Annotated in this window: 33 protein-coding genes; 12 read left to right on the forward strand and 21 right to left on the reverse strand. The window is 58.6% G+C overall.

Features of this window, described 5'->3' with window-relative positions:
- Positions 1–64 precede the first annotated feature (64 nt).
- From NHF48_RS19750 to NHF48_RS19780, 7 genes are all read right to left on the reverse strand, one after another.
- Positions 65–358, reverse strand: a complete 294-nt coding sequence (locus NHF48_RS19750) for a hypothetical protein (protein ID WP_253072061.1) — start codon at positions 356–358, stop codon at positions 65–67.
- A complete protein-coding gene (locus tag NHF48_RS19755) occupies positions 333–1163 on the reverse strand; it encodes a hypothetical protein (protein ID WP_253072062.1) in 831 nt (276 codons plus the stop codon). The genes NHF48_RS19750 and NHF48_RS19755 overlap by 26 nt, the downstream gene beginning before the upstream one ends.
- A gap of 7 nt (positions 1164–1170) precedes the next feature.
- Complete coding sequence (locus NHF48_RS19760; protein ID WP_263816990.1) at positions 1171–2448, reverse strand: DUF4055 domain-containing protein; 1278 nt, start codon at positions 2446–2448, stop codon at positions 1171–1173.
- Between the two features lie 144 nt (positions 2449–2592).
- Positions 2593–3495 carry a phage terminase large subunit family protein gene (locus NHF48_RS19765; protein WP_253072064.1) on the reverse strand — a complete coding sequence of 301 codons (903 nt, stop codon included), beginning with the start codon at positions 3493–3495 and terminating at the stop codon, positions 2593–2595.
- Entirely contained in the window at positions 3452–3952 is a 501-nt protein-coding gene (locus NHF48_RS19770; protein WP_253072065.1) for a phage terminase large subunit, read from the reverse strand. Before NHF48_RS19770 ends, NHF48_RS19765 begins: the two co-directional genes overlap by 44 nt.
- Before the next feature lie 42 nt (positions 3953–3994).
- The gene (locus NHF48_RS19775) at positions 3995–4840 is read right to left on the reverse strand and encodes a hypothetical protein (protein ID WP_263816991.1); all 846 of its coding nucleotides are present in this window, start codon (positions 4838–4840) and stop codon (positions 3995–3997) included.
- 217 nt (positions 4841–5057) lie between these two features.
- On the reverse strand, positions 5058–5759 hold the full coding sequence (locus tag NHF48_RS19780; RefSeq protein WP_253072066.1) for a hypothetical protein: 702 nt from the start codon (positions 5757–5759) through the stop codon (positions 5058–5060).
- Positions 5760–6100: 341 nt separating this feature from the next.
- Between NHF48_RS19780 and NHF48_RS19785 the strand changes: the two genes are divergently transcribed.
- Positions 6101–6736, forward strand: a complete 636-nt coding sequence (locus tag NHF48_RS19785) for a hypothetical protein (RefSeq protein WP_263816992.1) — start codon at positions 6101–6103, stop codon at positions 6734–6736.
- Here NHF48_RS19785 and NHF48_RS19790 read toward each other — a convergent pair.
- Genes NHF48_RS19790 through NHF48_RS19805 form a run of 4 tightly spaced genes read right to left on the reverse strand, consistent with a single transcriptional unit; the run spans position 6733 to position 9209 of the window.
- Positions 6733–7263 (reverse strand): hypothetical protein, encoded by a 531-nt coding sequence (locus NHF48_RS19790; RefSeq protein ID WP_253072068.1) that lies wholly within the window; start codon positions 7261–7263, stop codon positions 6733–6735. The genes NHF48_RS19785 and NHF48_RS19790 overlap by 4 nt on opposite strands.
- 9 nt (positions 7264–7272) lie before the next feature.
- Positions 7273–8028, reverse strand: a complete 756-nt coding sequence (locus NHF48_RS19795) for a hypothetical protein (RefSeq protein WP_253072069.1) — start codon at positions 8026–8028, stop codon at positions 7273–7275.
- Positions 8025–8216: a hypothetical protein gene (locus NHF48_RS19800; RefSeq protein ID WP_253072070.1), complete on the reverse strand. Its 192-nt coding sequence runs from the start codon at positions 8214–8216 to the stop codon at positions 8025–8027. The genes NHF48_RS19795 and NHF48_RS19800 overlap by 4 nt, the downstream gene beginning before the upstream one ends.
- A 15-nt stretch (positions 8217–8231) precedes the next feature.
- Positions 8232–9209: a hypothetical protein gene (locus tag NHF48_RS19805; protein WP_253072071.1), complete on the reverse strand. Its 978-nt coding sequence runs from the start codon at positions 9207–9209 to the stop codon at positions 8232–8234.
- A 130-nt stretch (positions 9210–9339) separates the two neighbouring features.
- On the opposite strand from NHF48_RS19805, the gene NHF48_RS19810 reads away from it, so the two are divergent.
- Entirely contained in the window at positions 9340–10029 is a 690-nt protein-coding gene (locus NHF48_RS19810; RefSeq protein ID WP_253072072.1) for a hypothetical protein, read from the forward strand.
- 103 nt (positions 10030–10132) lie between these two features.
- Here NHF48_RS19810 and NHF48_RS25445 read toward each other — a convergent pair whose 3' ends face one another.
- The 3 genes from NHF48_RS25445 to NHF48_RS19820 form a co-directional block, all read right to left on the reverse strand.
- Entirely contained in the window at positions 10133–10327 is a 195-nt protein-coding gene (locus NHF48_RS25445) for a recombinase-like helix-turn-helix domain-containing protein (protein ID WP_342454764.1), read from the reverse strand.
- Positions 10288–11175, reverse strand: coding sequence for a recombinase family protein (locus NHF48_RS19815; protein ID WP_263816993.1), 888 nt, complete (start codon positions 11173–11175; stop codon positions 10288–10290). Before NHF48_RS19815 ends, NHF48_RS25445 begins: the two co-directional genes overlap by 40 nt.
- A gap of 88 nt (positions 11176–11263) precedes the next feature.
- On the reverse strand, positions 11264–11815 hold the full coding sequence (locus NHF48_RS19820) for a terminase small subunit-like protein (protein WP_253072074.1): 552 nt from the start codon (positions 11813–11815) through the stop codon (positions 11264–11266).
- Positions 11816–11929: 114 nt separating this feature from the next.
- Here NHF48_RS19820 and NHF48_RS19825 point away from each other — a divergent pair, with 114 nt between their 5' ends.
- From NHF48_RS19825 to NHF48_RS19850, 6 genes are all read left to right on the forward strand, one after another.
- Complete coding sequence (locus tag NHF48_RS19825) at positions 11930–12484, forward strand: hypothetical protein (RefSeq protein WP_253072075.1); 555 nt, start codon at positions 11930–11932, stop codon at positions 12482–12484.
- On the forward strand, positions 12481–13278 hold the full coding sequence (locus NHF48_RS19830) for a hypothetical protein (protein WP_253072076.1): 798 nt from the start codon (positions 12481–12483) through the stop codon (positions 13276–13278). The genes NHF48_RS19825 and NHF48_RS19830 overlap by 4 nt, the downstream gene beginning before the upstream one ends.
- 710 nt (positions 13279–13988) lie before the next feature.
- Positions 13989–14438, forward strand: coding sequence for a hypothetical protein (locus NHF48_RS19835; protein ID WP_253072077.1), 450 nt, complete (start codon positions 13989–13991; stop codon positions 14436–14438).
- A gap of 7 nt (positions 14439–14445) precedes the next feature.
- On the forward strand, positions 14446–15426 hold the full coding sequence (locus tag NHF48_RS19840) for a hypothetical protein (protein WP_253072078.1): 981 nt from the start codon (positions 14446–14448) through the stop codon (positions 15424–15426).
- Positions 15427–15435: 9 nt separating this feature from the next.
- Positions 15436–15816, forward strand: a complete 381-nt coding sequence (locus NHF48_RS19845; protein WP_253072079.1) for a hypothetical protein — start codon at positions 15436–15438, stop codon at positions 15814–15816.
- Positions 15817–16397: 581 nt separating this feature from the next.
- Positions 16398–16871, forward strand: coding sequence for an HNH endonuclease (locus NHF48_RS19850; RefSeq protein WP_253072080.1), 474 nt, complete (start codon positions 16398–16400; stop codon positions 16869–16871).
- On the opposite strand, the gene NHF48_RS19855 is transcribed toward NHF48_RS19850, so the two are convergent.
- Positions 16868–17632, reverse strand: coding sequence for a hypothetical protein (locus NHF48_RS19855; protein ID WP_253072081.1), 765 nt, complete (start codon positions 17630–17632; stop codon positions 16868–16870). The genes NHF48_RS19850 and NHF48_RS19855 overlap by 4 nt on opposite strands.
- A 79-nt stretch (positions 17633–17711) precedes the next feature.
- Here NHF48_RS19855 and NHF48_RS19860 point away from each other — a divergent pair, with 79 nt between their 5' ends.
- A complete protein-coding gene (locus tag NHF48_RS19860; RefSeq protein WP_253072082.1) occupies positions 17712–18014 on the forward strand; it encodes a hypothetical protein in 303 nt (100 codons plus the stop codon).
- Positions 18015–18045: 31 nt separating this feature from the next.
- Here NHF48_RS19860 and NHF48_RS19865 read toward each other — a convergent pair whose 3' ends face one another.
- Positions 18046–18276: a hypothetical protein gene (locus NHF48_RS19865; protein ID WP_253072083.1), complete on the reverse strand. Its 231-nt coding sequence runs from the start codon at positions 18274–18276 to the stop codon at positions 18046–18048.
- Between the two features lie 110 nt (positions 18277–18386).
- On the opposite strand from NHF48_RS19865, the gene NHF48_RS19870 reads away from it, so the two are divergent.
- The 3 genes from NHF48_RS19870 (at position 18387) to NHF48_RS19880 (ending at position 19918) form a co-directional block, all read left to right on the forward strand.
- A complete protein-coding gene (locus tag NHF48_RS19870; RefSeq protein ID WP_253072084.1) occupies positions 18387–18878 on the forward strand; it encodes a TIGR02594 family protein in 492 nt (163 codons plus the stop codon).
- 144 nt (positions 18879–19022) lie between these two features.
- Positions 19023–19286: a hypothetical protein gene (locus NHF48_RS19875; RefSeq protein WP_263816994.1), complete on the forward strand. Its 264-nt coding sequence runs from the start codon at positions 19023–19025 to the stop codon at positions 19284–19286.
- A gap of 143 nt (positions 19287–19429) precedes the next feature.
- Positions 19430–19918 (forward strand): hypothetical protein, encoded by a 489-nt coding sequence (locus NHF48_RS19880; RefSeq protein WP_253072085.1) that lies wholly within the window; start codon positions 19430–19432, stop codon positions 19916–19918.
- Between the two features lie 77 nt (positions 19919–19995).
- Here NHF48_RS19880 and NHF48_RS19885 read toward each other — a convergent pair whose 3' ends face one another.
- The 5 genes from NHF48_RS19885 to NHF48_RS19905 form a co-directional block, all read right to left on the reverse strand.
- A complete protein-coding gene (locus NHF48_RS19885; RefSeq protein WP_263816995.1) occupies positions 19996–20514 on the reverse strand; it encodes a hypothetical protein in 519 nt (172 codons plus the stop codon).
- Between the two features lie 44 nt (positions 20515–20558).
- Positions 20559–21821 (reverse strand): hypothetical protein, encoded by a 1263-nt coding sequence (locus NHF48_RS19890; protein ID WP_253072087.1) that lies wholly within the window; start codon positions 21819–21821, stop codon positions 20559–20561.
- A gap of 25 nt (positions 21822–21846) precedes the next feature.
- On the reverse strand, positions 21847–22095 hold the full coding sequence (locus NHF48_RS19895) for a hypothetical protein (protein WP_263816996.1): 249 nt from the start codon (positions 22093–22095) through the stop codon (positions 21847–21849).
- Positions 22096–22768: 673 nt separating this feature from the next.
- On the reverse strand, positions 22769–23062 hold the full coding sequence (locus NHF48_RS19900) for a hypothetical protein (protein WP_253072089.1): 294 nt from the start codon (positions 23060–23062) through the stop codon (positions 22769–22771).
- A 3-nt stretch (positions 23063–23065) separates the two neighbouring features.
- Positions 23066–24919: a recombinase family protein gene (locus tag NHF48_RS19905; RefSeq protein ID WP_253072090.1), complete on the reverse strand. Its 1854-nt coding sequence runs from the start codon at positions 24917–24919 to the stop codon at positions 23066–23068.
- Positions 24920–24933 lie beyond the last annotated feature (14 nt).

A 24933-nucleotide genomic window follows, 5' to 3' on the forward strand; every position in this document is an offset into this window, starting at 1 on the left:
CGTGTTGTCGTTGATAGCCGGGTCGATCGCGCTGGTGAGGCGCTTAGGAGGCTCAGGGGCGCGCTCAGGCGTCGCCGGGGGTGCCTTGGGGGGCTTCCGGCTTCGCCTTGGGCTTGGCGGGGCTCTTTACGCCGCCTTCGCCGAATAGACGCTCATCGAACTGGCGAAGCTCGCCGATCGACTTGTAACCGCCGCCTTCCTTGAAATACCCGGCGAAATCGAAATCCGGGTTCGCGCGGAACACGTCGGCGCGAGCCTTGCCTAGCACGTCATCTTGCACCGCTTCCGGCTGGTCGCGTAGCCATTCGCCATAAGGCTTGTGCTTCGTGCCCTCATTGTCGCGGCGGGGGATGAGCAACGAACGGCAACGCGGGTGCGCGGGTGGTTGCTGGTGGTTCGAACCCTTTACAAAGATCGTGCCGCTCAGTTTCTGGCAAGTCTGGCTTGTGCGGCTGTCGAGGATCGCGCTCCATTCGACGTATCGAATAGACTTCATGCGCGAATAGGGATTCGTTGCGGGCCGCGCTGGAGATCGCGTTGTTCGCGGTTAGCGCAATGGTGGTGGCGTCTTTGCGGCTGGTCTGGAGGATGCCGTCCGCATAGCCGCCCGCCTTCGTGCCCATGATGCGCCGCACGGCCTGCCCGGTGCTTTCACCAAGGCCAGCGCTCATGCGAAGCGATCCTTCGAGACGACGCAAGCGCCCCGCCTCTTGAACCTCCAACCAAGGCATCAAGAGCGTATGCCCGTCATGGGCGAACGGTAGGGGCGTGGTGGTGACTAGGGCCTTGAGGTATTGCGGGCCGGGGATGGTCGCGCCGAAATCGACTTTCACGCCCGCGCTGCTCACCGCCTTGGCGGCAAACGTCGCCTCATGGCTGGCGATGGCCTCAAGGTCGCTGGTGAGGCCCTTAGCGGCCTTCCCGTATGCCTTGGTGTTAACCTCAGCATATGCGCGCTTCATGTCCTCAAGCGCCTTGGTCGTCGCGGGGCCTTTGTCGAAGCCGTCGCGCTCGATACGCGCATAACGCGCGGCGATAAGATCGCTTAGCTCTTCGTCAAAGCTGTTGAGTTGGCTAACGAAGTCGTTAGCCATCCCTTGCCCGATGTCGCGCGCCGCCGTGGCGTGGCGATAAAGAATATCCCTGAGTTTGTCCTGATCCACCTCCTATTTAGGAGGCGGGCTCATCGTCCTGCCCGGTGTTATCGTTCGCGATCGGCATTACGATTGCTGGCGGACGATCGGCGAGTTCCTCAGCAAGCTTTTGCGCGTCGGCTTCACGGTCGAAATTTTCCGGCAAAGTCTTATTCGAAATGAGGATATCGATAAGCGCCTCACGCGAGATATCGCCGGTATCCTTCAAGCTCTTGAGGAACGTAAGCGCGGCGGTGTCGAGCGGCATGGCGTTGAAGTCCGTGCTACCCGTAAACTCGATCGCGTCCTCTTCGAGGTCGAGCCACCAAGCTACCCAAGCGAGGGCATCGTTAAGCCCTTCGTCGCGCTCGCGCACGATATTGGCGACGATCGCGTTTTCAGACGCGCGACGGATAGCGGCGGTTTCTGCCGCCTCAGCAACGGCGCGATCGTCGGCGAGCATCCGCAAGCCGTTCTTCGCGAGATCGGCCTTGAGCGTTTCCACCTCAGCGCGAAGCTCCGCAACCTGTCCGCCTGCCCATTCGAGAAACTTAACTTCCGCCTCTTTCGGGTCGCAATCGAACCGCCAGACGGTGCCGGGGGCAACGCTAATCTCGCCTTCGCCCTCAGCGATTTTCTTGATGATGTAGGGGATCGGCTGAGCGATCCACCAATGACACATGGCGAGGTTAGCCGATGCCATGAAAAGCTGTTTGTTGATCGAACAAACGTCGGCGAGCGGGGCCTTGGTCGGCTCAAAGTCTTCCTCGGTGCTCACCAGCGTGAACGGGATTTCGTCCAGCGCCGCGCCGTTCTTCGAGGGCACGACTGAGCTAACGCGCGTCCACTGTCCGCCGTTGAGTTTCCAGATATTCACGCTGTAAACGCCGTCATCAAGGCGAAGCTCGCGAATGGTCGAAACGTCGTCATGAAGGCGAACGCGGGTGACGCGCTGGCGGTTGTTGATGACGCCGGTTTCAATCCCAAGGATATTCTCAGCCGTATACATGCCGATGAATGGGCGAACGCCCTTGTCGATCGCCTGAGCCTGAGACATCGGGCCGGTGCTGGTCGGGTAATCGACGGTGAGCGCCACGAAGTTGGTAATGAGCAATTCGCTCAGTAGGCGTGCCGCCAGATTGTCGAGGCTGTATCCCTGCCGCGTGATGGTGCGAAGGATATCCTCAACGCTATCGGGGGCGTTCGTGATCGCGGGCTTATGCGTAGCAAGGGCCTTGAGGCCCTCCCACGTCCGTGCCGCGCCGGGGAACCACGGCGTGCGCTGCACCATGTTTGCGTAAGCGGTATCCGTCATCGCGTCGTCGCGGGGCAGGAACATAGCGAGGGGGTGCTTTACGGCACGCTCCCCCTTGATGATGGCGCGGTTGGCCTTCCACTCCTCAAGGAAGAGTGCGATTTCGGGGGAGCGGTCGTTAATGAGCATCCCATATTTAGGAAGTTAAGCGCCCATGAAGCCGCCAAGTCGAATAGACTTAACCGGGCCTGCGCCACGTTCGCCCGATAGGTGCGTAAGCGCGTAAACGAGAGCATCAACCCGATCGGGCGAACCCTTAAAGCTTGGCGAGTCAAACTCGATCATCTGTTGTTCAAGCTCAGGGAAAACGCGCGAGTGCGACACGCGCCCGCGTTCATACATCGTGGCGACGGGCTCAGCGCGAAGGCGTTTGCTTCGCCCCATCGCATCAACGAACTTGTGCGGGGCGTTCGGCGCTACGCGATACAAGAGGCTTTCGAGGATATCGCGACCGTAGTTGCGTTCCGTGATGATCCACCGCGCATCATACTTCTCTTGAAGGCGTAGCGCTTCCTTGATCCAGTCATCGGGCTTAGCCTTGCACGTCGCGTCTTCGAGAACGTGAAGCCCGCCGTTACCGTCGCGGCCCGCCACGATAATGCCGGTGCTGTCGCTGTTCTTGTTCGCGGTTCCTGCCGGGTCGAGCGCAACGACGATTTCGCTAAGCGTGTCCGGGTCGATCGGCTCGCGTCCGATCTTGGCGAGGTTGAACAAAGCGTGCGGGTTGTCCTCAGTCCACATGCCGTGTTCGTCGCGACGGCGTTGTTCCTCAGTCATCGACTCGAAGTCTTCGAACAATGACGCCGGGAGGTTGGCCTTATTGTCGATCGCGTTAATCGTGAGGTAGCGGTAAGTCTGGTCGTGTCGCGGGATCGGCTTACGCTCACCGGGAACGACGCCCTCAACGAACACTTGATAATCCCAAGAGCTTTTGAACGTCGGGTTAAGATCGAAAAGCATCTTGGTTTCGAGCGGCGGGCCATCGGCCTTGCCAGTCGCGGGGTTAAGCGTCGCGACGCTTTCGGATAGACGCCCGCGAAGCGTCATAACCGTTTTTGTAATCAACGAAGTTGGCTTCGTTGAGCATGATCGTTGAGAACTTGAGGCCGCGAACCTTATCGGGATCGTCCAGCCCCATGAATAGAAACTTCGAGCCGTTGGGCAGGCGAACCGTTAGATCGGATTGGTTGATATAGTTTTCAGGCGCGGCTTTAAGGTCCGCATACCAACCCGGCATGAGGATTTCCAAAGTCTCGGGAAAGCTGGTCTTGAAAAGATTTCGCTCGCACGACGTGCGGGTCTGATGAAAGAAACCGTGCGTCGATCCGGGCGCGCGCTGCGCTCGAAAGAACATTCCCGCAATCTCGGTGACGGTCTTGCCTGAGCGGACGCCGCCAGCCGCAAGGATGTTGCGAACGGTCGGGTCGGCGATCCACTTGAAAAGCTGAAGGTGCTTGGGCTGGAATGTCGAGATATTGATTTGATTAGGGACGATAGAGGCCATCCCATATTTAAGCTAACGGGGGCATTGCTGCCCCCCGCTCACTCAATAGACGTTGTAGATATGCTCGATATACGCGCGGCTAATGTTGATCGCCGTCTTGGTGGTGCTGGTGCCGGTGCTTACCCAAGCCTTCAAATAGTAGCGGCCTTCCGGCAAACCGGTGGTTGAACCGCCCATGTTGTAAGGCCCGTTTCGAACCGTCGCCGTCGTGTTCGAAATGCCGTTGGGAGCATAGAACAAGAACGTATAGAACGCCCCGCCAAGGTTGTTTGGCATGTTCATGTCGTTCTTAGTGACGGTGCCCGTTCCGCGCGTGATCCAGAATAGATTGGCATCGCCAGCGTTCGCCCCAAAGCCAACAAAGTTGGTCATCGTCGTTGGGTCTTGATCGGTCGGCGCGTTGAGATCGTTCACCAGCCCGACGAACCAACGCTGCCCAGCCGCAAGGGTCGGGATGCGAAGGCGAATGGTCGCGTAAAGCCCGCCAACGCCCGTGTTAAAGCCTTTGATCATCGGGTTGGTGCAAACCATACCCGCGACCGATCCAGCCGCCGCCGCCGTCTCATAGCTGATCTGAGGTTCGCAAAGCGTGGTGCTTACCGCCATCGAAACGCCCACGGGGGTGCCCGAATAGGTGGCATCCCAAGCCTTGCGGTGAATGCTCACGCTATCGCCGTGCGCCATCCACTCGCGTTGCGATGAAAAGCCCGTCGAAATCCCAAGCGGAAACTCAGTTTGCGTGTTGTAGATATCCGACGTGCTCAGGAACGCGCGGTTCGCGATATTCGCGGCGCGCACGACGCTGTTGCCTTCGAGGATGAGGTTCCCATCGGCGTTGATCGAAACCTTAGTCGCCGCCGCCAGTGCCGCACCGTTACGATACTGCACCTGTCCGTTCGAACCCGCCGTCGCGAGGAACGTCTTGGTCTGCCACGCCGCCGCATAGTCGGTTCCCGCCGTCTTGGTGAGAATTTGGTTGGTCGTGCCGCCAGCCGGAAGGCCATTAGCCGCCGATCCGCCGCCTGAGCCTGCGGGGCCTTGGATACCCTGCGGGCCTTGCGGCCCTACGTCGCCTTTCTCGCCTTTCTCGCCGGTCAAGCCGCGCTCACCCTGAGTGCCTTGATCGCCCTTGAGGCCGGGAAGCCCTTGGATACCGTCTACGCCGTCCTTGCCGGGGGCACCGGGGGCACCGGGGGGCACCATCCGCGCCGGGAAGGCCGCGTTCGCCCTGAGCGCCATCACTGCCCTTGGCACCATCGGCACCGGGAACGCCCGGATCGCCTTTGGGTCCGACATCGCCGGGATTGCCCTTGGGTCCAGTGTCGCCGAGATCGCCCTTGGGGCCGCGTGCGCCATCCTCGCCGGGATCGCCTTTCGCCCCGCGCGTGCCATCTATCCCGTCGATACCGCGCGCGCCATCGGCACCCTTAGCGCCGTCTGCACCGGGTAGGCCGCGCTCGCCACGCTCACCCTGAGCGCCGGGGGCACCATCGGCCCCAGCATCGCCCTTGAGGCCGGTAGCGCCACGCTCACCGGGTGCGCCGTCCTTACCGTCTACGCCATCCTTGCCGGGAGCGCCGGGGGCACCGTCAACGCCATCACGTCCAACGATGCCATCGGCACCCTTGGCACCATCGATGCCGTCGCGTCCGTCCTTACCGTCGATACCGGGAGGGCCTACGGGTCCGATCGGGCCGGGTTCGCCGGGATCGCCCTTAACGCCGATGGTCGAGGGCTGAGCTTGAGTGATGATCGTTTTGGGGAGCGGCGGGGTGATGATGATCACGCCATCTTTGGGCGCGCTCACTTGGGCTCACCCTTGTAACCGTCGCGCACGATGGTGCCGCGCTCGATCACCTTGGGAAGGCCGGTCTCATCGATGATCGCGAAGGCGCTAGAGACGCTCGGGAGCGTCTCAACCTGAGCGCGGGTGAGCGTGAGGCGAAGCGAGGTCGCATCGATCGGATCGACGGGGGAGTAGGAGCCTCAGCTTAGCGGCTGGTGCCTCGAAGTAGATTGTCGCGCCGGAAAGATCGACGGGCGCGCCGTCAACGATCGACTTAACGAGGGCGCTATATCCTTCGCGGCCATGAATGGTGATGGTAGTTTCCATCACCTATTTATGAAGCTGAGCCGATCGCCTAGACGGTGCCCAAGGGCTCGGTATCGAGGTTGGGGGGATCGCGGGTGATTGACTGGCACGGCTTTGACTGGCCGTCGTTCGCGGCGCTCATGGGCGCGCTCGCGTCGTTGATCGTCGGTATCGTCGCAGTCGTTTTCGCCTACCGGGTCGGGATACGCCAAGCGGGAATAGCTGAGCGGCAAGCCGACATTCTCAGTCGCCAAGTCGCGCTCGAAGAGGCGAGCCTAAAGGCTGAGCTATTCGAACGGCGCTTAGCGACATACGAAATCGCCGCCGACTTCGTGCTGCACCTTAGCGATCTTGGAGATAGTGACGAAGGGAAGGCAAGATTCGCGCATTACGCGATGAAAATGCGAGAGAGTCAGTTTCTGTTCGGCCCCAACGTCTACGCGGCATTGGTCGAGATATGGGAGGCTGGCAATCGGTTGAGGGTAGCCCGCGCAACCTCAATCTCGCTCTATGACGATAACCTTGCGTTCGATCCCAAGCTAAGTGCGACCATAGACGAGCTAATCAAGTGGAGCATGAAGCGTCTTGAAACTCTACATGAAGTCTTCCGGCCCGATCTTGAAGTCGGTTACGATCTATTGTCATCGCATTCTTCAAGCCGAGACATCAGATTGCCGCCTAAGCGCCCTTAATCGATATCGGCAAGCCAATCGATTTTGGCGCGGATGTCATAATTGGCGAAACAGCCCGGAACGCAGGTGGCTGGCGGCATGATCGCCGCGCCCGCCGCATCGGTAATCGCGCCGTTCAATTCGTTACAGGCGGAGCATTCGCGGTGAAGGGTTTCGTGAAGGTAGCCAGCAAACTTGGTGCCAAGGTGCTCGCGGGTAGCCTCGCCCTGCGCGACGCGGTTGTGTCGCGCTACGGTGAAGGTAGCGCGTAGCAGCGTCGTCTCATGGGCGGTGAGCGGCGACGCGAGGCCAAGGTTCGTGATTTCGCTATACGACGCCTTCGAAAGGAAGCCGTTCTTACGGATGCCCAACGTTTTTTTGGCGGCATCGTCTATTTGATCGCCTTCTTTGCGGTATCGCGTTGCGACAGCGCGCGGATGTTCGTTGAAATTGGCGTTGATTAGGCGGGCGATCGTAGGGATAGCATCGGGGGTGAGTAGACCTAAGGTCATCACGGCTTCACGCGCTGCGTCATGCTCGATCGTCATACGTCGTTACTACCCGGTAGAAGAGAAAAGTAGGGGGAGGTTAAGCGCCTCGAACTCAGGAACGGGGATTGTCTCGCGTTCGTCTTTGAGGCCGTCAAGCGCGTGTTGGAGGTAACGTTTTGCGAAGACGAGCGTAAAGCCAAAAATGAACGAGTTGAACGCGACCGTCTGGAGTCGAGTATCTTCAACAAGCTGGTGAACAGCTTCGATATGATCATCCATACCGGCAAGATTTTTTAGCGTTTCATACTGTAATAGTTCAATCGTGTAGAACAGCGTGTTGCCGATGCTTGGATGCAAATAGTCGCCGATGTCGGTCGCGGGGTCGAGCGATCGGTAAGCAGCTTCGACATGATCGGGAGCATGATGGAAGGCCATGCCGTCCCGAACGCGCCAGATAAGGCTACCCGGCTTAGGATGGTCAAAGTAGGCGAGGATCGCGTGAAAGCCTTCCTTCGCGTCCTCGGATAGCTCGCTCTCGTAACTGGCCTCAATCATGGCCCGGTGCTTACGGATAAGCTTCCAGCCTTCGTTGAGGCGTCCGGTAAGCATTCGAAGCATCATTAAGGCGAACGCGGCATTGCCTTGGTTAGTAATCCTATACCCCGCGTCGTCTTCCCGGAGGATCACCGCCATCGTCTTGTTGAGCATTTGGGTGTCGTTGGCGACGCTCGAAGCCATGAGGAAGAATAGGCGCTCATCGTCCGGGGTCCGGTCGAGGTCCGCCTTTGTGTAGATAAGGGTGTGAAGCGTGATCTCAGTCATGAGTAGGGGGTCGAGCAAAAGCCTATTACCGCAAACAAGCCGGTGATGATTGTCGCCGTGATTGCGGCGAACAGGGTGTCGTTCGACATGCTCGGGCCGCGTGCTCGCCGATTGTAGGGGCCGCGCGCTTTGCTGGTAAACATATAGAAGAAAAACAGCCAGACGCCGCCAAGGATTGCGAGAAACATCATACCCTCATGCCGTCAAACGGTGGGCGTTGTGAGGATACCAACGACGATAAGGCGCTTAACCTCCTGAGCCTGATCGCGCACAAAGTAGGTCTGTAGGTAAACCAAGTCCTTTTTCATCTGATCAATCAGATTCTGTTTCATTGCTCCAAGCTTGTCGTAAGGAATGTTGAAGCTGAGCGTTCTAGCGCCGTCTTCAATTTCGACCTTACCCCATCCATTATTTTTATTGAACTGGATGACATCGCCCAAGATCGGGGTGATCCGGTCATCAACAACCGCCGTCTCGATTTCCTGAGCCATCTTGCGGTCTAGAAAGAGGATCGGCTTTGTCCGACCGTAGGTAGACGACCTAACCTCGAAGGTGTCGGCGCTGCGGCGAAGCGCTACTAGAGCCATCTCGCTCAGCAAAGGCGCTGCCATAGCTACAAGCTGCTGCCCACTTTCCGCGTCGATTTTGGCGATGGTCGCCTCGTTCTCCAGCATGACCTGTTCGCGCTGAGCCTCCGCCACCCGGCGCTGAATGAGCTTCTTGGTCTTCTTATTCAACGACGTGGTGAGGCCGTTGGTTTCGAGATATTCCTCGATCGCCTCGTCAAAATCCTCGATGTCGTCGGTTTCGCTTTCGTCAGCGTCGATGATCCCGGCTTTGCTCAGCGCCTTACCGATGACGTTCGTTTCCAGCTTTTCGATAATGCGCTCAGATACATAGGCGATGAGATCGGAAAGCGGCACTTGCACAAAATCTTCGGCATCCGGCTCGTTGGCGTCTTCGATATTGATATTGAACGAGCCGTCTGCCTGACTGAGCAGTCTTATGTCAGGATTGGTCTTATCGGAGATGTTTTTTACAAATTTACCGGATTTCCGATACTGCGCCAGCTTAACCATTAGCCGGGAGGCGGCATACTGAAAGCGGGCTGACTCGTAGAAGTTCATCGTGTGTTCGTCGGCAAGAGAGCCTTCGAAATGGAAAGTCAGTGTCTCGGCCATTCTCGAACTTGCCCCCCGGTTGCGTCCGCACTCATCGCCTTGTTATGCGTCGCTCAACATTGCATCATAACCGCATTGTTCCAAGCCCGAAGGGTGAGGGGGGCGTAAGGGCAAGGGCGCGGGTAGCGAGATGAACGACATCGGCATCGGCGCGGTAGGCGCTGCGATAATCGCGGGCCTTGTTTCGCTCTTGGGCCTTATCATCGGCAAAGAGCAGAAGGTTTCGGAATTTCGTCAAGCGTGGATAGACGATCTGCGCAAATGTTTGGTCGCCTACCTCGTTAATATCAACGCGATAGCCGACGCGGTGCGAGTTTCGCTCGCATCGAAAAAGCCGGTTAAGGATATCTCGGAAAACTATAAGCTCCTTAACGAAGCGAATCACGGCATAATCCTGCGTGTGAATTACGATGAGCAGCCTACTAAAGAATTGATAACGGCAATGGACGAGTTTCAAGTTATTGCGAGTCGAAACGCCAACTTAACGGTCGCTAATATTAAGGCCGCTGAGGAAAAGTATCTTGCGGCATCCAAAGAGCTTCTTAAATTCGAATGGAAGCGCGTCAAAAAGGGTGAGAAGACCTACGTCATCACGAAGTGGGTCGTTCTCGGCTTGATTGTCATCATGTTGCTACTGTTCGCCTACCTGTGGCACAACCGAGTTCCCGATAAGCCCGTTGCGGCTACCTCTTCGAACGGAACGTCGGCGGGCGTCAATCAACTGGTTTGTCAGGTTCGCAACGAATACGGGGGGCGTATCGCCCAAGCAGCGGGCCAAGGTTCGCAAATCGCTTACGGTGGACGGACACCAGAGTGCTGAGATCGCAAACGGCGTTGGGAAGCCTGTTTGTGATGCAGGGGATATGCTTCGTTTGGAGGCGCTTACAAACCGATCGATGTGAAGCCCTGAGCCATGCGGTTCATCAGGTATTATTCTGCTGCATCGCGAGCACCCGCTTTACGGACTGAGGGTGCCACTGCCCCCCTTGATTGGTCGTGATGCCCTGAGCGTTGAGGTGGGCGGCTATTGCAGTAAGGCTCGTAGCGCCATCAGCGCGGGCTCGATCGATTGCCCCCTTCAGGTCGTGAGCGCGGGCTTGGGCGTTAGCCGCCCGTATAGCCCCGCTGAGCTTCCCCTGAGCGCTGTAGTCGGCGCTACCCCCACGATACCCCCAAGCGTCACACCGCGCGCCTTTGCGGCTGCTAGGGCTTCCTTGGTGCGCTTCGAGATAAGGCCCGCTTCCAACTCCGCCACCGCCGCCATCTGAGTGAGCATGAACCGTCCGATAGGCCCTTCCATGGTAGGGAGGTCGCAAAAGATCGGCTCAACGCCAGCGTCTAGGAGCGTGAGGAGGAAGCTCAGGTTTCGGGTGAGCCTGTCCACTTTGGCAACGATGAGAGTGGCCTTGCGAACCCGGCATTCGGTGAGGGCGCGGGTAAGCTCGGGTCGATCGCCACGTTTGCCGGATTCCACTTCGATGAACTCGGCTATCAGGTCGTCACCATCGGCGAGGCGGGCGGCAACGGCATGGCGCTGAGCTTCGAGGCCAAGGCCGCTTGCCCCCTGTCTGGCGGTGCTCACCCTTAGATAACTGACAAAGCCCGCCACGCGCGGCGCATAGCGGGTGCGATGGTGCCGGGGCAATGTTGAGGTCATGCCGGGGATACCGGAACCGTTTCCCTCGCTCAGGTAGGCGATCCGGGGGTTGCGAGCGAGCATGAGTAAGGGCGATGCGAAGTTCATGGCGTTGTGATCCTTGGCAAACACCACGCATTCCCACTCGCCACGTAGGCGCTGGGGCAGGGGTAGGAGGCCCCTACGGTGCGTGTAGATCACGCGGGTGCATAGTGCGGCCTGAACCTCCGTCTCAGCGTAGGTGCCATCCGCAAAGCGAGCGACGGTGCCGCGCCCGGTGAGGGCGGCAATCGATCCGGGTCCAAAGTTGCGCTTACGCATATCGAGCATCCAAGCCGTTGATGGCTTAGACTCGCTCTTCCTAACACGAAGGTCAACGGTCGTTGTGCTTTGCGTGAAACTTTCCGAACTGTCGAAATCAGTCCTTGTCGCGTGGCTTAACGTCATAAGCCGGATCGATCGTATGGAAGGCGATCGTCGGAAGCATGACGGGCGCGACGCTCATTGTATGTTCGTGCTGAGTGCGCTCAGCGAGAACTTTAGGAGCAAGGGCGCGAGCAATCGCTAGATCATACTTCGCGACAAGCTCATCACGCCGAACATCACCAGTCGAATAGCCTTCAACGCCGCGCGTAACCATGCGAATATCCTCAGCGATATTCAAATATGCTGTTTCGAGCGCGTCGGTGTAGCGTTCCTTAAACTCAGGATCACGACGACACTTCGCGTTAAGAGTTGCGGGGCTCAATCCGTAAGACCTCATGACGTGAGCGCCGATTTCACCGTTCGAAATGCGCTCTAATACTTCATCCCACTGTTCTGCGCTCACCATCGGCACGAACTTACCGCCCGCACTGATTTCCTGAGCACGTTTGGTGGCTAGGTTGAGGCGGTTTTCGGCTTTGATCGTCGCGGCTTCGCTCACGGCGCGGCCATTTCCAGCTTTATGGTAGTCGGTTTTATCGGTCATGCTATATTTACACTAGCGAAGCGTCATGGGGAGCGAAGCCAATGGTAGAAGACGATGATGGCATGATCCGCATTCCCGAGGAGTTGTTTCACCATTTGCCTGATGAGATGCGCGTTGAGCTTGAAGCTGTCGGGGGAGGAGGGGCGCGCGGTGCTCGCAAAGGTGACTGGGCACCTCGACAAGGCTTCACGGATTTCTCGGTCAATGGTCCACGTCCTCATGCTGAGGCATATCCAAGAGCGGCTATGGAACCGAAAATACACCGCCGATATGGAATCGATACTCGACCTAGATATGCTGACGACCGCATTCGTCGTCACCTATGTTCGCCTGCACCTCGGTGGTGCCGCAAGCGGGTTCGAACGCAATGACCTCCCTGAGCGCCTCCGTGATAGGCACGACGAGATTTTGACAATGCGCAACGAGCGGTTTGCGCACGACGATCCAGCTACGTCCTTGATCACTGACATGACCGAGATACAATACGTCGATGGGGTTTACGAACTTCATTCAAGCCTCTCGCTGCGCTACCAGTTTGGCGGTTCGCCAGATTGGAAGGATTTGATCGACGCGATTGAGGCCATCTTAGCGGCGCGATCGGAGAAGCTGATAAGCAAGATGACCGTAGCTTCCGGTGTCGAATGGCGTATGGCGACGCAGCCAGAATGACCAAGAAATCATTCGATAGAAAGCATCGTGACGCCCATTCGATACCCAAACGCGAGGATGTGGCGGCGATCAACTTCGACCGCGAAAACAATCGATTTATGTTCCTAAAAAAGAACATGCTGGAGAACCAACTTTACCGGGATGGCCCGCGCATTGCCCGCTCCTTCGATAAGATTGCCAAGTCGCATATCAAGGAAGTCAGCGCTATCTTTGCGGCGACCCAAGGCATGATCCTTCGACATCTCCCGCGCTTGGACGATGACGGATACAGAGCAACATCGGCACGGCTCCTCGCGAGTGCGGCCAACTCCTTTATCGCCAGCATTGAGGTTGCCCGACACGGTTATCGACGGCAGTTTGGCATGATCAGCCGATCACTAATTGAGACGTTGGCAACGACTGTTGTCCTAAAAATCAGGCCAGATGCGGTAGAAGAATTTCACAACGGTAAACTGCCCTCCACCAACTGTGTGGGATGGGCGAAGCCAGTGTTTCCGCCAATTGGTCAATATTATGGAATGCTGAACGGGTTCGTCCACATCGGGCGGGAGCATTCAATGCTTGAAATGCCGACCCTGTATAAAGACGACGACGCGGCTCTTCCTTTCATCTTAGGTATGATTAGGGGCAACGTCTGGACTATGTTTGTCCTTACGGAATTCGTTTTTCATGACGAGGTAGACGACTTGAGGTTCTGGCGTGTCGTTGACGAAAATGCGTTGGCCTACGACCCAAGTGAAGAGACTCAAGCGTGGTCGAACGAGTTTCTTGACCCCGTGGGGCTACGTGACTGAAACTTCGGCACCACTGAGCGGGGGTAAGTGCTGGCGCGGGCGTCTTGGAGTATCACTTAGAAGACTTCCCAGCGGGTGCCATCCTTTCATGGTTGGCGGTTAGGGTGCCCGCGCCAACCTTGCCACCATCATAGCCGCTTGAGCCTGAGCCCGCATTATTCGTGTTACCTTGCCGTTCTATGGCTGGTCGCGCTTCGCGCTCATGGGGGAGTGGTGCCAAGTCGAGATTGATACCGAACACGAAAGCTCGATCTCCCCCTTTGTCCTCAGTCCGCGACTTGTCCACGGCGTGGGCGCTTGCGCACTCGACTTGGGCAACAAAGCCGGAGGGTGCGAAGCGCCCGACGCCCCCATGATCCTGCACCAACGCTCAAGCGTTCCCGATGACGTGATTAGTGCGCTGGTGCGTTCGAAGCGGTATGTTGGTGGCCTTGCTCCGCGAAGGGCTCCGCAAGTCCAGCAATCTACCACTTCCCGTAGCGGGCTGAAGTGCGCCCGCCACGACAAGTAATGTCTTGCCCTCGAAGTAAACTGAGTTGGTGACGACTTCGACTTGTAACCTGCAATACCTATAATACTCTAGGTAATAGATGTAACAGACTGTTCAATAGGACGGCACGGTAACAGGTTGAACTGCGCAACTTCAATAATGCAAGCCGCGTGGCTGTCGTGCTAAATAATACTTCACAAGGAGTATTAGAAGTCACACCATGAAGATTACCGTAGACGAATCCCCGGTTGGCGTCGGCAAGACGCACCGCGCTATTGAAATGATGACGGGCATCAAGGGCCGCTATGTCTTCGCGACTGAGCGGATCAACACGATGGATGAAATGGTCGCTCGCATTTTCGACGCGGCCCGCATCAATAAAACCCTTCCGACGATCGTCAAGATTTTCGCGAAGAACGGTCGCGTCGGCAACGTCGCACGCCAGATCGCCGACGTTCCGCACACGACGGAGGGCAACGATCACGTCATCGTGCTGATCTCGCACGAAGGCATGATGTCGAGCGAGTTTGACGGTTTCGAGGGTTGGACGCTGATCGTTGACGAAGTGCCCAGCATGTTCGCCCCGCATTCCTACCGCACCCCCACCGACGTGGCGTTCTTCGAGGAGAACTATACGCTCGCGCCCCCTAGACGGCGTGAATGGCGATAACTGGCGGATGGTAGGGCTTACGGCTCAGGGTGCCACGCTGGCGGCTTCGAGCATCGCGAATTGCGAGGGTCACGCCTACCTCCATCACTTCCACCGTCGTTGCCGTGATCCACGGCGCGGCCCCGTCGTGAACCTCGAAGCATGGGGAGACATGACGAACGGCGAGCCGTGGCTTTGGTATTCGCTGTTTCATCCGGGGCAGATCGCCGCGTTCACGAACCGTTACTTCCTCGGTAGCGGCTTCACCAAGTCGCTCGCCTTCAAGCTGTTCGATGAGGATGGTATCGAATGGGAGACGGTTAGCGACATGGGCACCCGCCCGCTTCGTCGTCGCAACGCCCGGATCGTCTACTATTCCGATCGCCCCAGCTCGATGTGGTATTTCGAGGGTGAGGCGGGGCAAGCCGATCTCGGCATGATCGCCGAACATATCGCGGCGAGCACGCCAGCCGGTTCGCTGTTCTGGTCGTCGAACGACAATACCAAGGGGGCGATCGAACGCCATCTTGGTGCCGACAACTACCAGCGTCCACGCCAAGCGGGCACTAGCCTGCTTATGTCGTATGACACGGCGGCGATGTTCTACGCGGCGAAGCCTTCCCCGCAAATCGAGCAAGCCATTCGCGCGCTCGGTTGTGAGGCCGATGACTGGATCGTCTCCAACGAATACGAAGCGGTTTTGCAGTTCGTCACCCGCACCTCAGTGCGTGACGTAACGTCTACCCGCGACGTTGTGCTTCACGTTTTCAACCGCGCTCAGGCTGAGTATCTCAAGGCGTTCTTCGACGCTCAACCGCATATCTTGGCGACGCTCGATAAGGTCGATCTCGATCTTTCCACTCAGACGAAGAAAGCGCCCGGTCGCAAGCCGTTGGTGCTCAGCGCTGAGGAACGCGAAGCCAAGCGGCTCGCCGACAAAGAAAAGCGCAAGCTCGCCATGCGCGACCGTCGCGCCCCTCGCATCCCCCGCGAATTCGGGTCATCGTGAGCCGGTGGCATGAACGCGGCCCTCAAGCCTTATTTCAGCGGCACGATCGCGCTGCTGAAAGGGTCCAACAATCCCGCTGCGATCCTTGAGGCGTTCAACGCGGCGATGGTGGAGCATTTCGGCGAGGCGTTGGCACCAGTGCCCGCGCCCCGTCGCAAGCGCCACGTCACCCCGGAAGTGCCCGCCGCCTGCATCATGTCGGCGGTCGATATGCGCACCATTATGCACGACTTTTGGGAAATTTACGGCACCAAGATGACGGCTAAGGAGCGTGAGTGGTTCGCTATCCTTACGGGCGTCGTGAACAAGGGGACCAAGTTGGCGGGCAAGCAAATCTCAACCGTCAATAGTATCTCAGAGCGTATAGCTGACATGGCGATTATCATGTAATCGGGGCTTATCTAAGCCAGATTTAGCCGCGAGCATAAATACTTTCATGAGGCAATCACGCCTCGTGGGAGTATTCATGTCAACTTACGTCATTATCTCACTGATCGTCTGCGCCGCGATCTTTAACATGCTCGCGATCCATCATGAGCGTAAACGCACTGATCACCAGCGCAAACGCGCGGATCGCTTCGAAGCGGCCTTCAAGCGGGTTGAGGCTGAGATTTACGCCGACTTCCTCGCCACGGTCGAGGCCCCCAACGCGATGGCGGTCGATACGATCGATGAGGCCACGGGGCTTACGACGATGGATATCGGCGAGGTCCGCCTAGATGGCGGAACGATGGCCCGCCCGGTGGCCTATAACATCGCTGAGGGTTGGGTTGACGCTTGGGTTCTACCCGACGACGCGACGCCGACGCGCTTTCACGGAACCGTTACCGTGAAGCTTACGGGGGTCGCTAAGATGGCCCGCCCTCGCATTCACCCCTTGCCGTCGATCGAATATCTGCGCTCGGTTTACTCATACGATCCCGCGACTGGCGATATCCGCCACAAGGCGCGGCCCCCTCACGCATTCGCGCGTGTCGCAATGGAACTCGCGCTACGCTGGCACCGTCGCCGGGTGCGTGATGAACGTCGGCTATCGGTTCCTCAAGATCAACGAATACGGGATGCTGCTTGCGCATCGCGTCGCATGGGCGTTGCATCATGGCGATTGGCCTAGCTTCGAAATCGATCATGAGGATGGCGACAAGCTCAACAACGCGATCGACAATCTGAGGCCAGCAACCCGCCTCCAGAATAGCCATAATCGCCCCGGACGTAGCCGCACGGGCTTCAAGGGCGTGAAGCGCGCGGCGAGCAAGGTGGAGCGTTACTGCGCAACCATCATGGTGGCGGGCTGCTACATACACCTTGGCACGCATGACACGCCTGAGCTTGCCCATGAGGCTTACAAGCGCGCCGCTCGCGCCCATCACGGTGCGTTCGCCAACTTCGACATCATCCGCGTGGGCACGATCGCAGCGACTATCCGGTTCGGGATCGCCGCCTAAAGCTCCTCGCCAATCACGGGGAGGGTGCCACCTAGCCGTTGAAAGATTGTCTTGCGCCCAAACGCGGCGTCATCAACCTTCGTCTGTATCTCATCGCGCGTTTCACGCCATGCATTCATCCGTGCGGCGAACGCTTGATACACGCGAGCGCAATCTTTGGTTTGAAAGTTCGCGGCGTTAGGTAGTTCTTCCTCAAAGGTTCCTTCAGGAAATGAAACGAGGGTGTCGATCAAGTCTGGATCGTAGGGGCGAGCGATACTCAGCCAATAAGAGTAAATGCCCGTCCACTCGCCCTCAAACTGCATAAGTAACATTTCTTGCCCGTCGCTTAGTTTTCCGTAATCATGAGCAAGCTTATCGATCGGGTTCGCTGCCTCTTCGAGTTCGGCAGTTACGCTTTTAAGTCGTTCACGATCATTCAAGGAGTTAAGCGCTGAATACAGGCTTTTGATCTGGTTCCGCGCGTCAATGATCTCCCGTTCAAGCGGATAGACAAATTCGCTCAGAGCGCGATCGGTGCCAAAGCGTGCGCGAAAGGTGGCACGTCCAACGGTATCCCAAAACAGCCAAAGCGCTGCGCAGATGAAGGCAGGGACGCCTATGATGCTGCCCCATGGCATGTTCAGGAGGTTGGCGAGACTCCAACCCCCGGTCGGCGTAATGGCGTCCAGAATTTTACCAACAAGCCATGATCGCGCATCGGTCGCGATAGCCGCGCCCGCCACAAGCAATGCCGTGAGGCCGAATGTTTTCCCGTTCATGCCTCATCGCTAGTAGTCGGGGGGCAAGGTGTCATTGGAAATGCAAGCAAAGGGGCGTGCGCCGCGTCTTAAATAAGAGATGCCCCTTATTTCCCATGATGAAGCCGCGCGGCTGCTAGATGCCCTGAGCGGCGATCCTGAGACGATCGCCGCTCTAAGCACCTACATCGCCTCGCAAGCGGCCCTAGAGCGTTGGGATGCCGCGACGGTAGGGCGAACCGCTGCCGCCGCTGAGCGACGCTCTACGGAAGCGATGCACCGCAACGCCACGTTCGCCGCCGATCTTCGTAGTGTCCGCGATCGGATCGATGAACTTGAGGCGTCAAATCGCGACTTAGCCGATGTGCTGGCGGCGTTGCTTAGAATGATTGACGGTGACTGAAGCGCCCCCCGGAAAGGGGCGCTTCGAACGCTCAGGCTTTGCCAGCGCCGTGTGGCCAAACCATTTCTAACTGCTGGTCACAGTAGTCATCAAGATCGTGACCGACATAATCTTCGATATCGGAGCGCGAGTATCCCTCCTGAGCCGCCTGACGAATGATGTAGTCTCGCATCTCCCGTAAGCGATCCTTATAGTGGCCGAACTGTCCGTCACCAATGGCAGATGCCGTTGCTTTATCAACAACGCTTTTAATTGTCGGCATTTCTTAATGTCCTCTTAAAAAACGCAGGCTAGTCCTGCTACCTATTATAGGCGCGGTGCTAGCCTGACGGAAGCACAATTTGCCACGGTCGTGCTCGGCCTAAATACCCGATGAAATGGTATGAAGTCGCAAAATCCCTCATCGGCACCCGTGAAATCGTCGGGCCGAAGCACAGCCCCACCATCCTTGGTTGGGCTAAACGCCTTGGTTCGCGCGCGCTCGGCATCGCCATCGTTGACGATGAAACGCCGTGGTGCGGCACGTTCGTGGCGCATTGCGTCGCTGAGGCTGGCCTAGAGCCCCCAAAGGTCGCCGTGCGGGCATCCTCATGGGAAGCATGGGGCGCGAACCTGCGCGCCGATCGTCTCGCGCCCGGTGCGGTGCTGGTGTTCAAGCGCCCCGGTGGCGGTCACGTCGGGTTCTACGTCGGCGAGGATGCCACGGCGTATCACGTCCTTGGTGGAAATCAGTCCAACGCCGTGAACGTCACGCGCATTGCCAAGGATCGATGCGTTGCGCGCCGCTGGCCTACTGGTGTCGCCGTCGTCGGTTCGCCGGTCTGGATCGGTTCGGGCGGTAAGCTCAGCACGAACGAAGCCTAACCCCTCGGTCGATTACTGCACCGCCCATATCGGGGTGGTATAAGGATCGTGCCGGGGCTTTTGCCCCCGCCTAACCCGGACGGGTGGCACCTTATCAATGTTTGTTTGAGCACTCGCATAATATCGAAAGCTACCCGTCCACCAATGGCCTACCCTACCGATCCTCTAGTTCTCGCCATCCTCACGGAAGCCCAATGGGAAGCCGTGCTTGCTGGCATTCGGAAAACGCCCGCGCCCGTGCCGCGCCAGATTGTGCGACTGGTGCCGAAGCCCGATGTTCCGATCATCCCCGGCGACGTGCGCGACACTTGGCGCGCTGAGTGCGACGACGACGCTTACGAAACGCCTAAGCCAATCATCGGACGCCCGCGTTATGAGGGAAGGCGTTCGTCGCGCTATCGCCCTTGAGCTAAAGGCCAAGGGGAATGGAGGCGCTCAGGTCGCTAAGCTTATGGGAATCTCGCCGTCGCTGCTTAGTAAAATCTTGAACGGCCATCGGCACTAAGCTACGCCGCGTCCCGTTAATCGTTTATCGAAGCGGAGTATGAAGCATGGCGCTCAAGGGTTTCCTCGCACTGGTTGACGAAAAGCTTTCTGAGGCGTTCCACTACGTTGCCCCGGATAAGACGAAGCATCGCAAACCGTTCATTGCCGCGCTCGATAAAGCGAAGGCGCAATTCGATGACGACAAGCCCCCGCGTGGTGACAAGGCTATGTGGAGCATCAATAACAAGGTCGTTCACTTCACGCCAAAGCTTGGCGCTAACCCGGTGAAAATCCACGAAGGCAAGAGCGCATTTTTCATCCCGTCCGAACGCTTCCCCAACGCGCTTGCTGAGCTTCGTAAGGATGTCGAGGCTGGCGAGTTGGATAGCGAGCTTCACGAAGCGGCGGAAGGCGATCTACTCGCCGGGGGCGTGAAGCTGAGCGGCCATCGTGTCGAGCGTAGCGATAAGCCCGCACGGGCTGGTTGGTCGCCGGAACGTCGTGCGAAGTATGAAGCGACGCAAGCCGCCAAGAAAGGCGGGAAGCCCGCCTAAACGCCCGCTCAGGGGCAAAACAAAAGGGGAGCCCGCCCAAGGCTCCCCTTTTTCGTGTCTAGCGCTGGTGGAGCGGCTTAACCCGCCCGGTCGTATGCCTGAGCATCCTCAACGGTCGCGAATAGAACCCCCAGCATCGTGCCCATGATCGCGCTCAGGGTCGGCGGGGTCGTGATGCCGATGTCTGCCGCAAGGCCCTTAGCCTTCGCGACGTTCTGCCCGTCCGGGTTCCCATGGCGATCATAGAACGCGCGGGGGAAGCGCTCAGCGTCGCGCGCCTCACGGAAGCGCTCGGCATCGTTCGGGCTCACCGTGGTGGCAACGATCACCTCAACTTCGCGAACGTCGCCCGTGAGGCTGGCGATCGTGTCAAAGGGGGCAGGATCGCGGGCGACGATCGATAGATGATCCGGGCCAACGTGCGTGCTCACGATGTTAGCGAGGGCGGCAACCCGGCTGGCGGTGTCTTCTATTGCTGGCATCCATTTTCCTCCGTCAAAGTTTGCGATGGTCGCGAGAAATTCGTCTTCCGTATGATCGCCGTGGAATGGCTGAGCATCGGGAGCCGTGCGGGTATTCTTACGCCAGTGGAACATAAGGCGTCCTCCTTAAAGTTCGTTAAACGTCGCGCCGGATCGGATCACCGGGCGCGCACGCTGTCCATCTTGAACGGTTGGGGCTTCCACTTGGCGAGGCGCTCCTTCGATTTCACAAGCTCGTTTTCCAGCGCCGTAATCGAGCGTTCGTAACCTGCCACCTTCATGAGCCGGAAGCCTTCGAAGCCTTCATGATAAGTTTTGAACGATTGGGTATTCCAGTTTTCGGGCGTGATACGTTTGTTGCCGTCCTTTTGCGAGTAGTGAAAGACTTCTTCCGGCGAGGCTTCGATCTGCTTACGGAAGCGTTCGATGTCGCTCGGGATGATATGCTTTACCAAGCGCTCGATCGCTGAGTAATCGACTTGAACGGGCATGTGATAAGAGCCGTAGCAGGGGCCGTCATTGAAGCCTTCGCCGCGCTTATGTCCGTGATCTTGCACAATGCCGTTGTTAGCCTTGAGCACGCGATTGCAAACTTGGCACCGGGGAAGCTCGATAGGGCCGAATTGATCCTTACGGTGACGGAAAACCCAAGCGTTCCGATGAATCCCAAGGCTTCGCGCGTCGCCGTCCATAGGGAAGCTCTTAGGAACCTTGGGCATCACGATGGCGGGCGCTTCCGGGGCAGGCTCAGGGGCAACCGTCGCCTCATCGTCCGCCTTCACCTTGTCGCCACCATCCGGCGATGGCGCGCGCAACCGCCAGCCAAGCGGCTTTGCCCGTTCCTCGATCAAGTGCGCGTGCGTCTGAGCGAGAGGCTTAGGCGCAAGCTTCATACGGTAACGAAGGGTCGGTTCACCATTCGTGTATCCGTGAGCCCGTGCGTTCAACCAAAGGTAGTGAACGGAAAGAAAATCGTCGCTCTGGTTTGCCCACTGCTTCAAGGCGCGCATGATGGCGGTATCGTTGGCGTCCATCCCGTGGTGCAACGGCTTGAGCGCTTCGCATTCCTCCGCCGCCATGGCGTCCCAATCCGTGCCGACAACGCCGATGTGCGGCGGCGTTTCGCCGTTTTCGTCGCGCGGCGCGATCGTCACAAGCGAGCGATAGCGGTTCCCATCGCGCAAGATGAGGCCGGGGTAATCAATCACCAACTGGTCGAGCACGGCGTAAGCCTGTTCCTCGGTCTTGAGGCCATATTCACGAGCGTTCCCAATCAACGCCTCAATCGAAATGGGCACGGGAGCGTCACTGTCGAGCGCTGAGATAGCTTCGCGGCGAATGGCAAGCTCAGGGGAAATGCCATTCTCGATAAGATACGCCCGCGAAAGTGCGAGGTATTCGCTGTCTTCGTCCAGCTTCACCGCCTTGGGCTGTTCGACGGGGGCCTTAGCAAAGTTTGCCTTTTTGCCCCGTCACGCGCTCGATCGCCGCCATCATGTCGCTCAGGTCGGCGGACGGTGCCGGGGCGGGCGTGCCGAACGCCTCTTGGTGAGCCTTCGCCATGAACTCAGCCATACCGGGGGTCTGCGGTTCATCGGGGAACGTCTCGTTAAGGCGCTCGAATTCTTCAGCGAGGCCCCCGATCGGTTCCGCCATTTCGGGAGCGCCGGGGGGCGCGAACGACGCGACGCCCACGACGACGGGGGGGCAGGCTCAACCGGGGCCTCATTCTCAACGGGGGCCTCAGCCGGATAGGCGCTCATCGTTTCCAGCGGCGCGATGTCGAGTTCATCAACGATGGCGAGGAGACGGCTTCCGATCTTGCACGCCTGTTCCTTCCACTGGTCGCGCTCACGTCCTGCGGCTTCCGCCCGTGCTTTCCAGCCCTCGCGCTCGGCATCGGCCTTAACGCGATCCTCATCGGCGGCTTTAAGGGCTTCGATCATGTCGGCGAAGTCAATCTTACGGGGCTGGTCGGTCATGTCTTAATCCACTGCTTAGCGTCCTGCTTAATGGGCTTAAAATGCCAGACTTACTGATTTTGTCCACTAAGGTTTTGACACACTCAGCTTAATGTTGCAGCGATCTATAATCGTTTATAGATTTTAGGCTCGGGAATGGCTGATTTCTGCGGGTTTGCGATGCTTAACGCTCAGGTCGTTAAAGTCCGCACGTTGCAAACTTACCACACGCAAGGAAAACTTTAGATGAGTGGGAGCCGCGTTAAGCGATTATCGAGCCTGAGCTTTAGCGAACAAGCTTAGTAGAATCGCCCGCGCAGCATCGCTGCTCGCACCCTCGATCATGCCGCGCTGAGCGTCGGTAAGGGTGGAGGGGATCACTAGGGGCTCAGGGGCGCGCTTGCGGCTCATGAGGGCGTCGCCGGGGCGCGTGCGCGTTCTAGGGCAAGCCATAGGGCTTGGAGGTCGGCGAGGGGCACGGATGCCCAATAGGGCGGGCATCGAATGGGTAGCGTGTCGTCGTTCGCGGCACGTCGCCAGATAATCACGGGTGCGCCGATCGTATGGACGCGGCGCTCGGGTCGCTGAAACTCTTCGATCACCGCGCGCGCATAGGTGCGCCAGACGCGCCGCTTCTCGTCGGTGGTGTCGGCGTTCGCTCGATCGCGAAAATAGAAATCTACGATGGTGGAGGGGATCACCCCCTATTTAGGCCCTGAGCCCGTTTTCGAGGTCTCTGTAGCCGCCTTCCGTCGCACATAGCCCTTTGAGGCCGCTATCTGGTCGGCGTCGAGGTCATTGGAAACCGTTTCCTTCCGGGTGCCCCCTTCGATCGTCGTAACCTTGCCATAGCCGGGGCCTGCCCCCATCGCGGTGAAATCGAGGTCGCTCAGGATGTAGGGTTGAGGCTCAACCGCATTCTTGCGCAAGTTCCCGCCGCGCGGCTGGCACGTCGCGTTTGCGATCGAAAAGAGCCGCGCGCGATCGACAACCAAAACCGACACGATGCCGGTAGCGGGGTGAAAAGTGATCTTGTCGATAAGTGCGCCAAGCGCGGCCTTCACCCGGCTGCGAGCCTGAAAACGAATATCGGGATCGTCGGCGTTCATAAGCTCGCGAACCTCACCAACGCGCTTGAGGTGCTCGGCTGGCGATACCGCGCCCCGTGCGCTCGATAGTGCCGCCTCAGCTTGGTCGAGGGCTTCCTTGGCGTCCGCAAGCTCGCGTTGGCGCATGGCGAGGCGGGCCTTAGCCGCTTCACCGCCGCCGCCCTCGATCGCGTCCATAACGAACTCAATCTTGCGCTCAGTCTCAGCGATCGACGCCTTAGCCGTATGAACCGCCGCCTCTAGCGGTGCCGTGTCGTTGGCCTTCGCACCAAAGTGCTGATCATCCATCGCCAGCGTAAGGATCGTGTCGAGGATAGGCCCCTCAACCTTGTCGTAAGCCCAGCCCATCACGTTATCGCACGACTTCGCGATTTTGGCGTTCGTGCAATAGAGCGAATAATGACGGCGCGTTATGCCCACCTTGTTGGTCTTGTAGGCGGCTGAGCCTAGCGCGGCCATCTGCCCGCCACACGTCGCGCACCGTGCCCGCGTTCCTAGCAGGTTCGAAAGCGACGCCCCGCGCCCTTGACGCTTGAGCGCCTCAGAAATCCGCGCCTCATTAGCGCGCGTGAAAAGCGCCGGTTCGATGATCTTGGGGTAAAAGTCGGCGATCGGCTCAAGCGCGATTACCTCGCCGCTACGCGGGCGCTGATAGGGTTGCCATTCGCCCATGACGGCACGGTTAGCGAGGATGCGCCCGACATAGGTAGGGCTCCAATGCGCCGGGGCCTTCCGTTCGCCCGCGTCTAGTTCCCACGTCGCGTAGCGCGAGTCATCGCGTGCCATGTCGTTGAGCGTCTTAGCGGTGAGGCCCTTTCCGATACCGGCGACGCGGTTTTCGAAAATCAGGCGGATGATCTCAAGTTTCACGGGCGGCACGAAAAATGAGCCGTCTTCCGCAATCTCAACCCATTTCGGACGGCGGTGGTTGCGCTGAACCTTGGCGATGTCGCCGTTGCGGGCCGCCTCCCGCTTTTGCTCCCAAGCCGCCGCGACGCGCGTAGATTTCTTGCGGCTTTCGGTGTGCGATCCGAACGCGGTAATGAGGATCATCATAAGCCCGCCCATGTCCGTATCGAGCATGTCGCGGGTGATCATCTGCCCGGTGTTCACAACCGCGATCGAAAGCCCCTTACGGACTAGCGGCGACAACCAACTAAGCATGAGGTCGGCGGGCTGGCGGCTTAGGCGATCCAACTCCTCAACGACTAGCACCAGATTGCAGGCGTCGCGTGCGCCGCTCATGATGCTGTCGCGGAATTGGCCTAGCTGCCCCGTCTCGATATTTGCGCCCGTGTAAGCGCTCTTGCCGCGATCGATAAGCGGGTCGCCGATCGGCTCCCATCCGCGCGACTCGATAAGGCTGGTGGTCGCCTCGATCTGGCGGGCGAGGGTAGAGCCCTTCGTTTGTTCCATTGACGACCAACGGGCATAGGCGATGGCGAGCATGACGGGCCTTCTAC

This window comes from Sphingomonas sp. H160509, assembly GCF_024124765.2.
Taxonomy (GTDB): domain Bacteria; phylum Pseudomonadota; class Alphaproteobacteria; order Sphingomonadales; family Sphingomonadaceae; genus Sphingomonas.

Bases quoted from the DNA above. Each gene is read 5' to 3' on its own strand.
- NHF48_RS19765 (WP_253072064.1), bottom strand. From the start codon at position 3,495: ATGACGCTTCGCGGGCGTCTATCCGAAAGCGTCGCGACGCTTAACCCC.
- NHF48_RS19885 (WP_263816995.1), bottom strand. From the start codon at position 20,514: ATGTTCCACTGGCGTAAGAATACCCGCACGGCTCCCGATGCTCAGCCA.
- NHF48_RS19840 (WP_253072078.1), top strand. From the start codon at position 14,446: ATGGTAGGGCTTACGGCTCAGGGTGCCACGCTGGCGGCTTCGAGCATC.
- NHF48_RS19810 (WP_253072072.1), top strand. From the start codon at position 9,340: ATGAACGACATCGGCATCGGCGCGGTAGGCGCTGCGATAATCGCGGGC.
- NHF48_RS19855 (WP_253072081.1), bottom strand. From the start codon at position 17,632: ATGAACGGGAAAACATTCGGCCTCACGGCATTGCTTGTGGCGGGCGCG.
- NHF48_RS19800 (WP_253072070.1), bottom strand. From the start codon at position 8,216: ATGTTTCTCGCAATCCTTGGCGGCGTCTGGCTGTTTTTCTTCTATATG.
- NHF48_RS19905 (WP_253072090.1), bottom strand. From the start codon at position 24,919: ATGCTCGCCATCGCCTATGCCCGTTGGTCGTCAATGGAACAAACGAAG.
- NHF48_RS19795 (WP_253072069.1), bottom strand. From the start codon at position 8,028: ATGACTGAGATCACGCTTCACACCCTTATCTACACAAAGGCGGACCTC.
- NHF48_RS19865 (WP_253072083.1), bottom strand. From the start codon at position 18,276: ATGCCGACAATTAAAAGCGTTGTTGATAAAGCAACGGCATCTGCCATT.
- NHF48_RS19760 (WP_263816990.1), bottom strand. From the start codon at position 2,448: ATGACGGATACCGCTTACGCAAACATGGTGCAGCGCACGCCGTGGTTC.
- NHF48_RS19805 (WP_253072071.1), bottom strand. From the start codon at position 9,209: ATGGCCGAGACACTGACTTTCCATTTCGAAGGCTCTCTTGCCGACGAA.
- NHF48_RS19880 (WP_253072085.1), top strand. From the start codon at position 19,430: ATGGCGCTCAAGGGTTTCCTCGCACTGGTTGACGAAAAGCTTTCTGAG.
- NHF48_RS19845 (WP_253072079.1), top strand. From the start codon at position 15,436: ATGAACGCGGCCCTCAAGCCTTATTTCAGCGGCACGATCGCGCTGCTG.
- NHF48_RS19790 (WP_253072068.1), bottom strand. From the start codon at position 7,263: ATGACGATCGAGCATGACGCAGCGCGTGAAGCCGTGATGACCTTAGGT.
- NHF48_RS19820 (WP_253072074.1), bottom strand. From the start codon at position 11,815: ATGACCGATAAAACCGACTACCATAAAGCTGGAAATGGCCGCGCCGTG.
- NHF48_RS19835 (WP_253072077.1), top strand. From the start codon at position 13,989: ATGAAGATTACCGTAGACGAATCCCCGGTTGGCGTCGGCAAGACGCAC.
- NHF48_RS19815 (WP_263816993.1), bottom strand. From the start codon at position 11,175: ATGCTCGATATGCGTAAGCGCAACTTTGGACCCGGATCGATTGCCGCC.
- NHF48_RS19860 (WP_253072082.1), top strand. From the start codon at position 17,712: ATGCCCCTTATTTCCCATGATGAAGCCGCGCGGCTGCTAGATGCCCTG.
- NHF48_RS19830 (WP_253072076.1), top strand. From the start codon at position 12,481: ATGACCAAGAAATCATTCGATAGAAAGCATCGTGACGCCCATTCGATA.
- NHF48_RS19770 (WP_253072065.1), bottom strand. From the start codon at position 3,952: ATGGCCTCTATCGTCCCTAATCAAATCAATATCTCGACATTCCAGCCC.
- NHF48_RS19875 (WP_263816994.1), top strand. From the start codon at position 19,023: ATGGCCTACCCTACCGATCCTCTAGTTCTCGCCATCCTCACGGAAGCC.
- NHF48_RS19870 (WP_253072084.1), top strand. From the start codon at position 18,387: ATGAAATGGTATGAAGTCGCAAAATCCCTCATCGGCACCCGTGAAATC.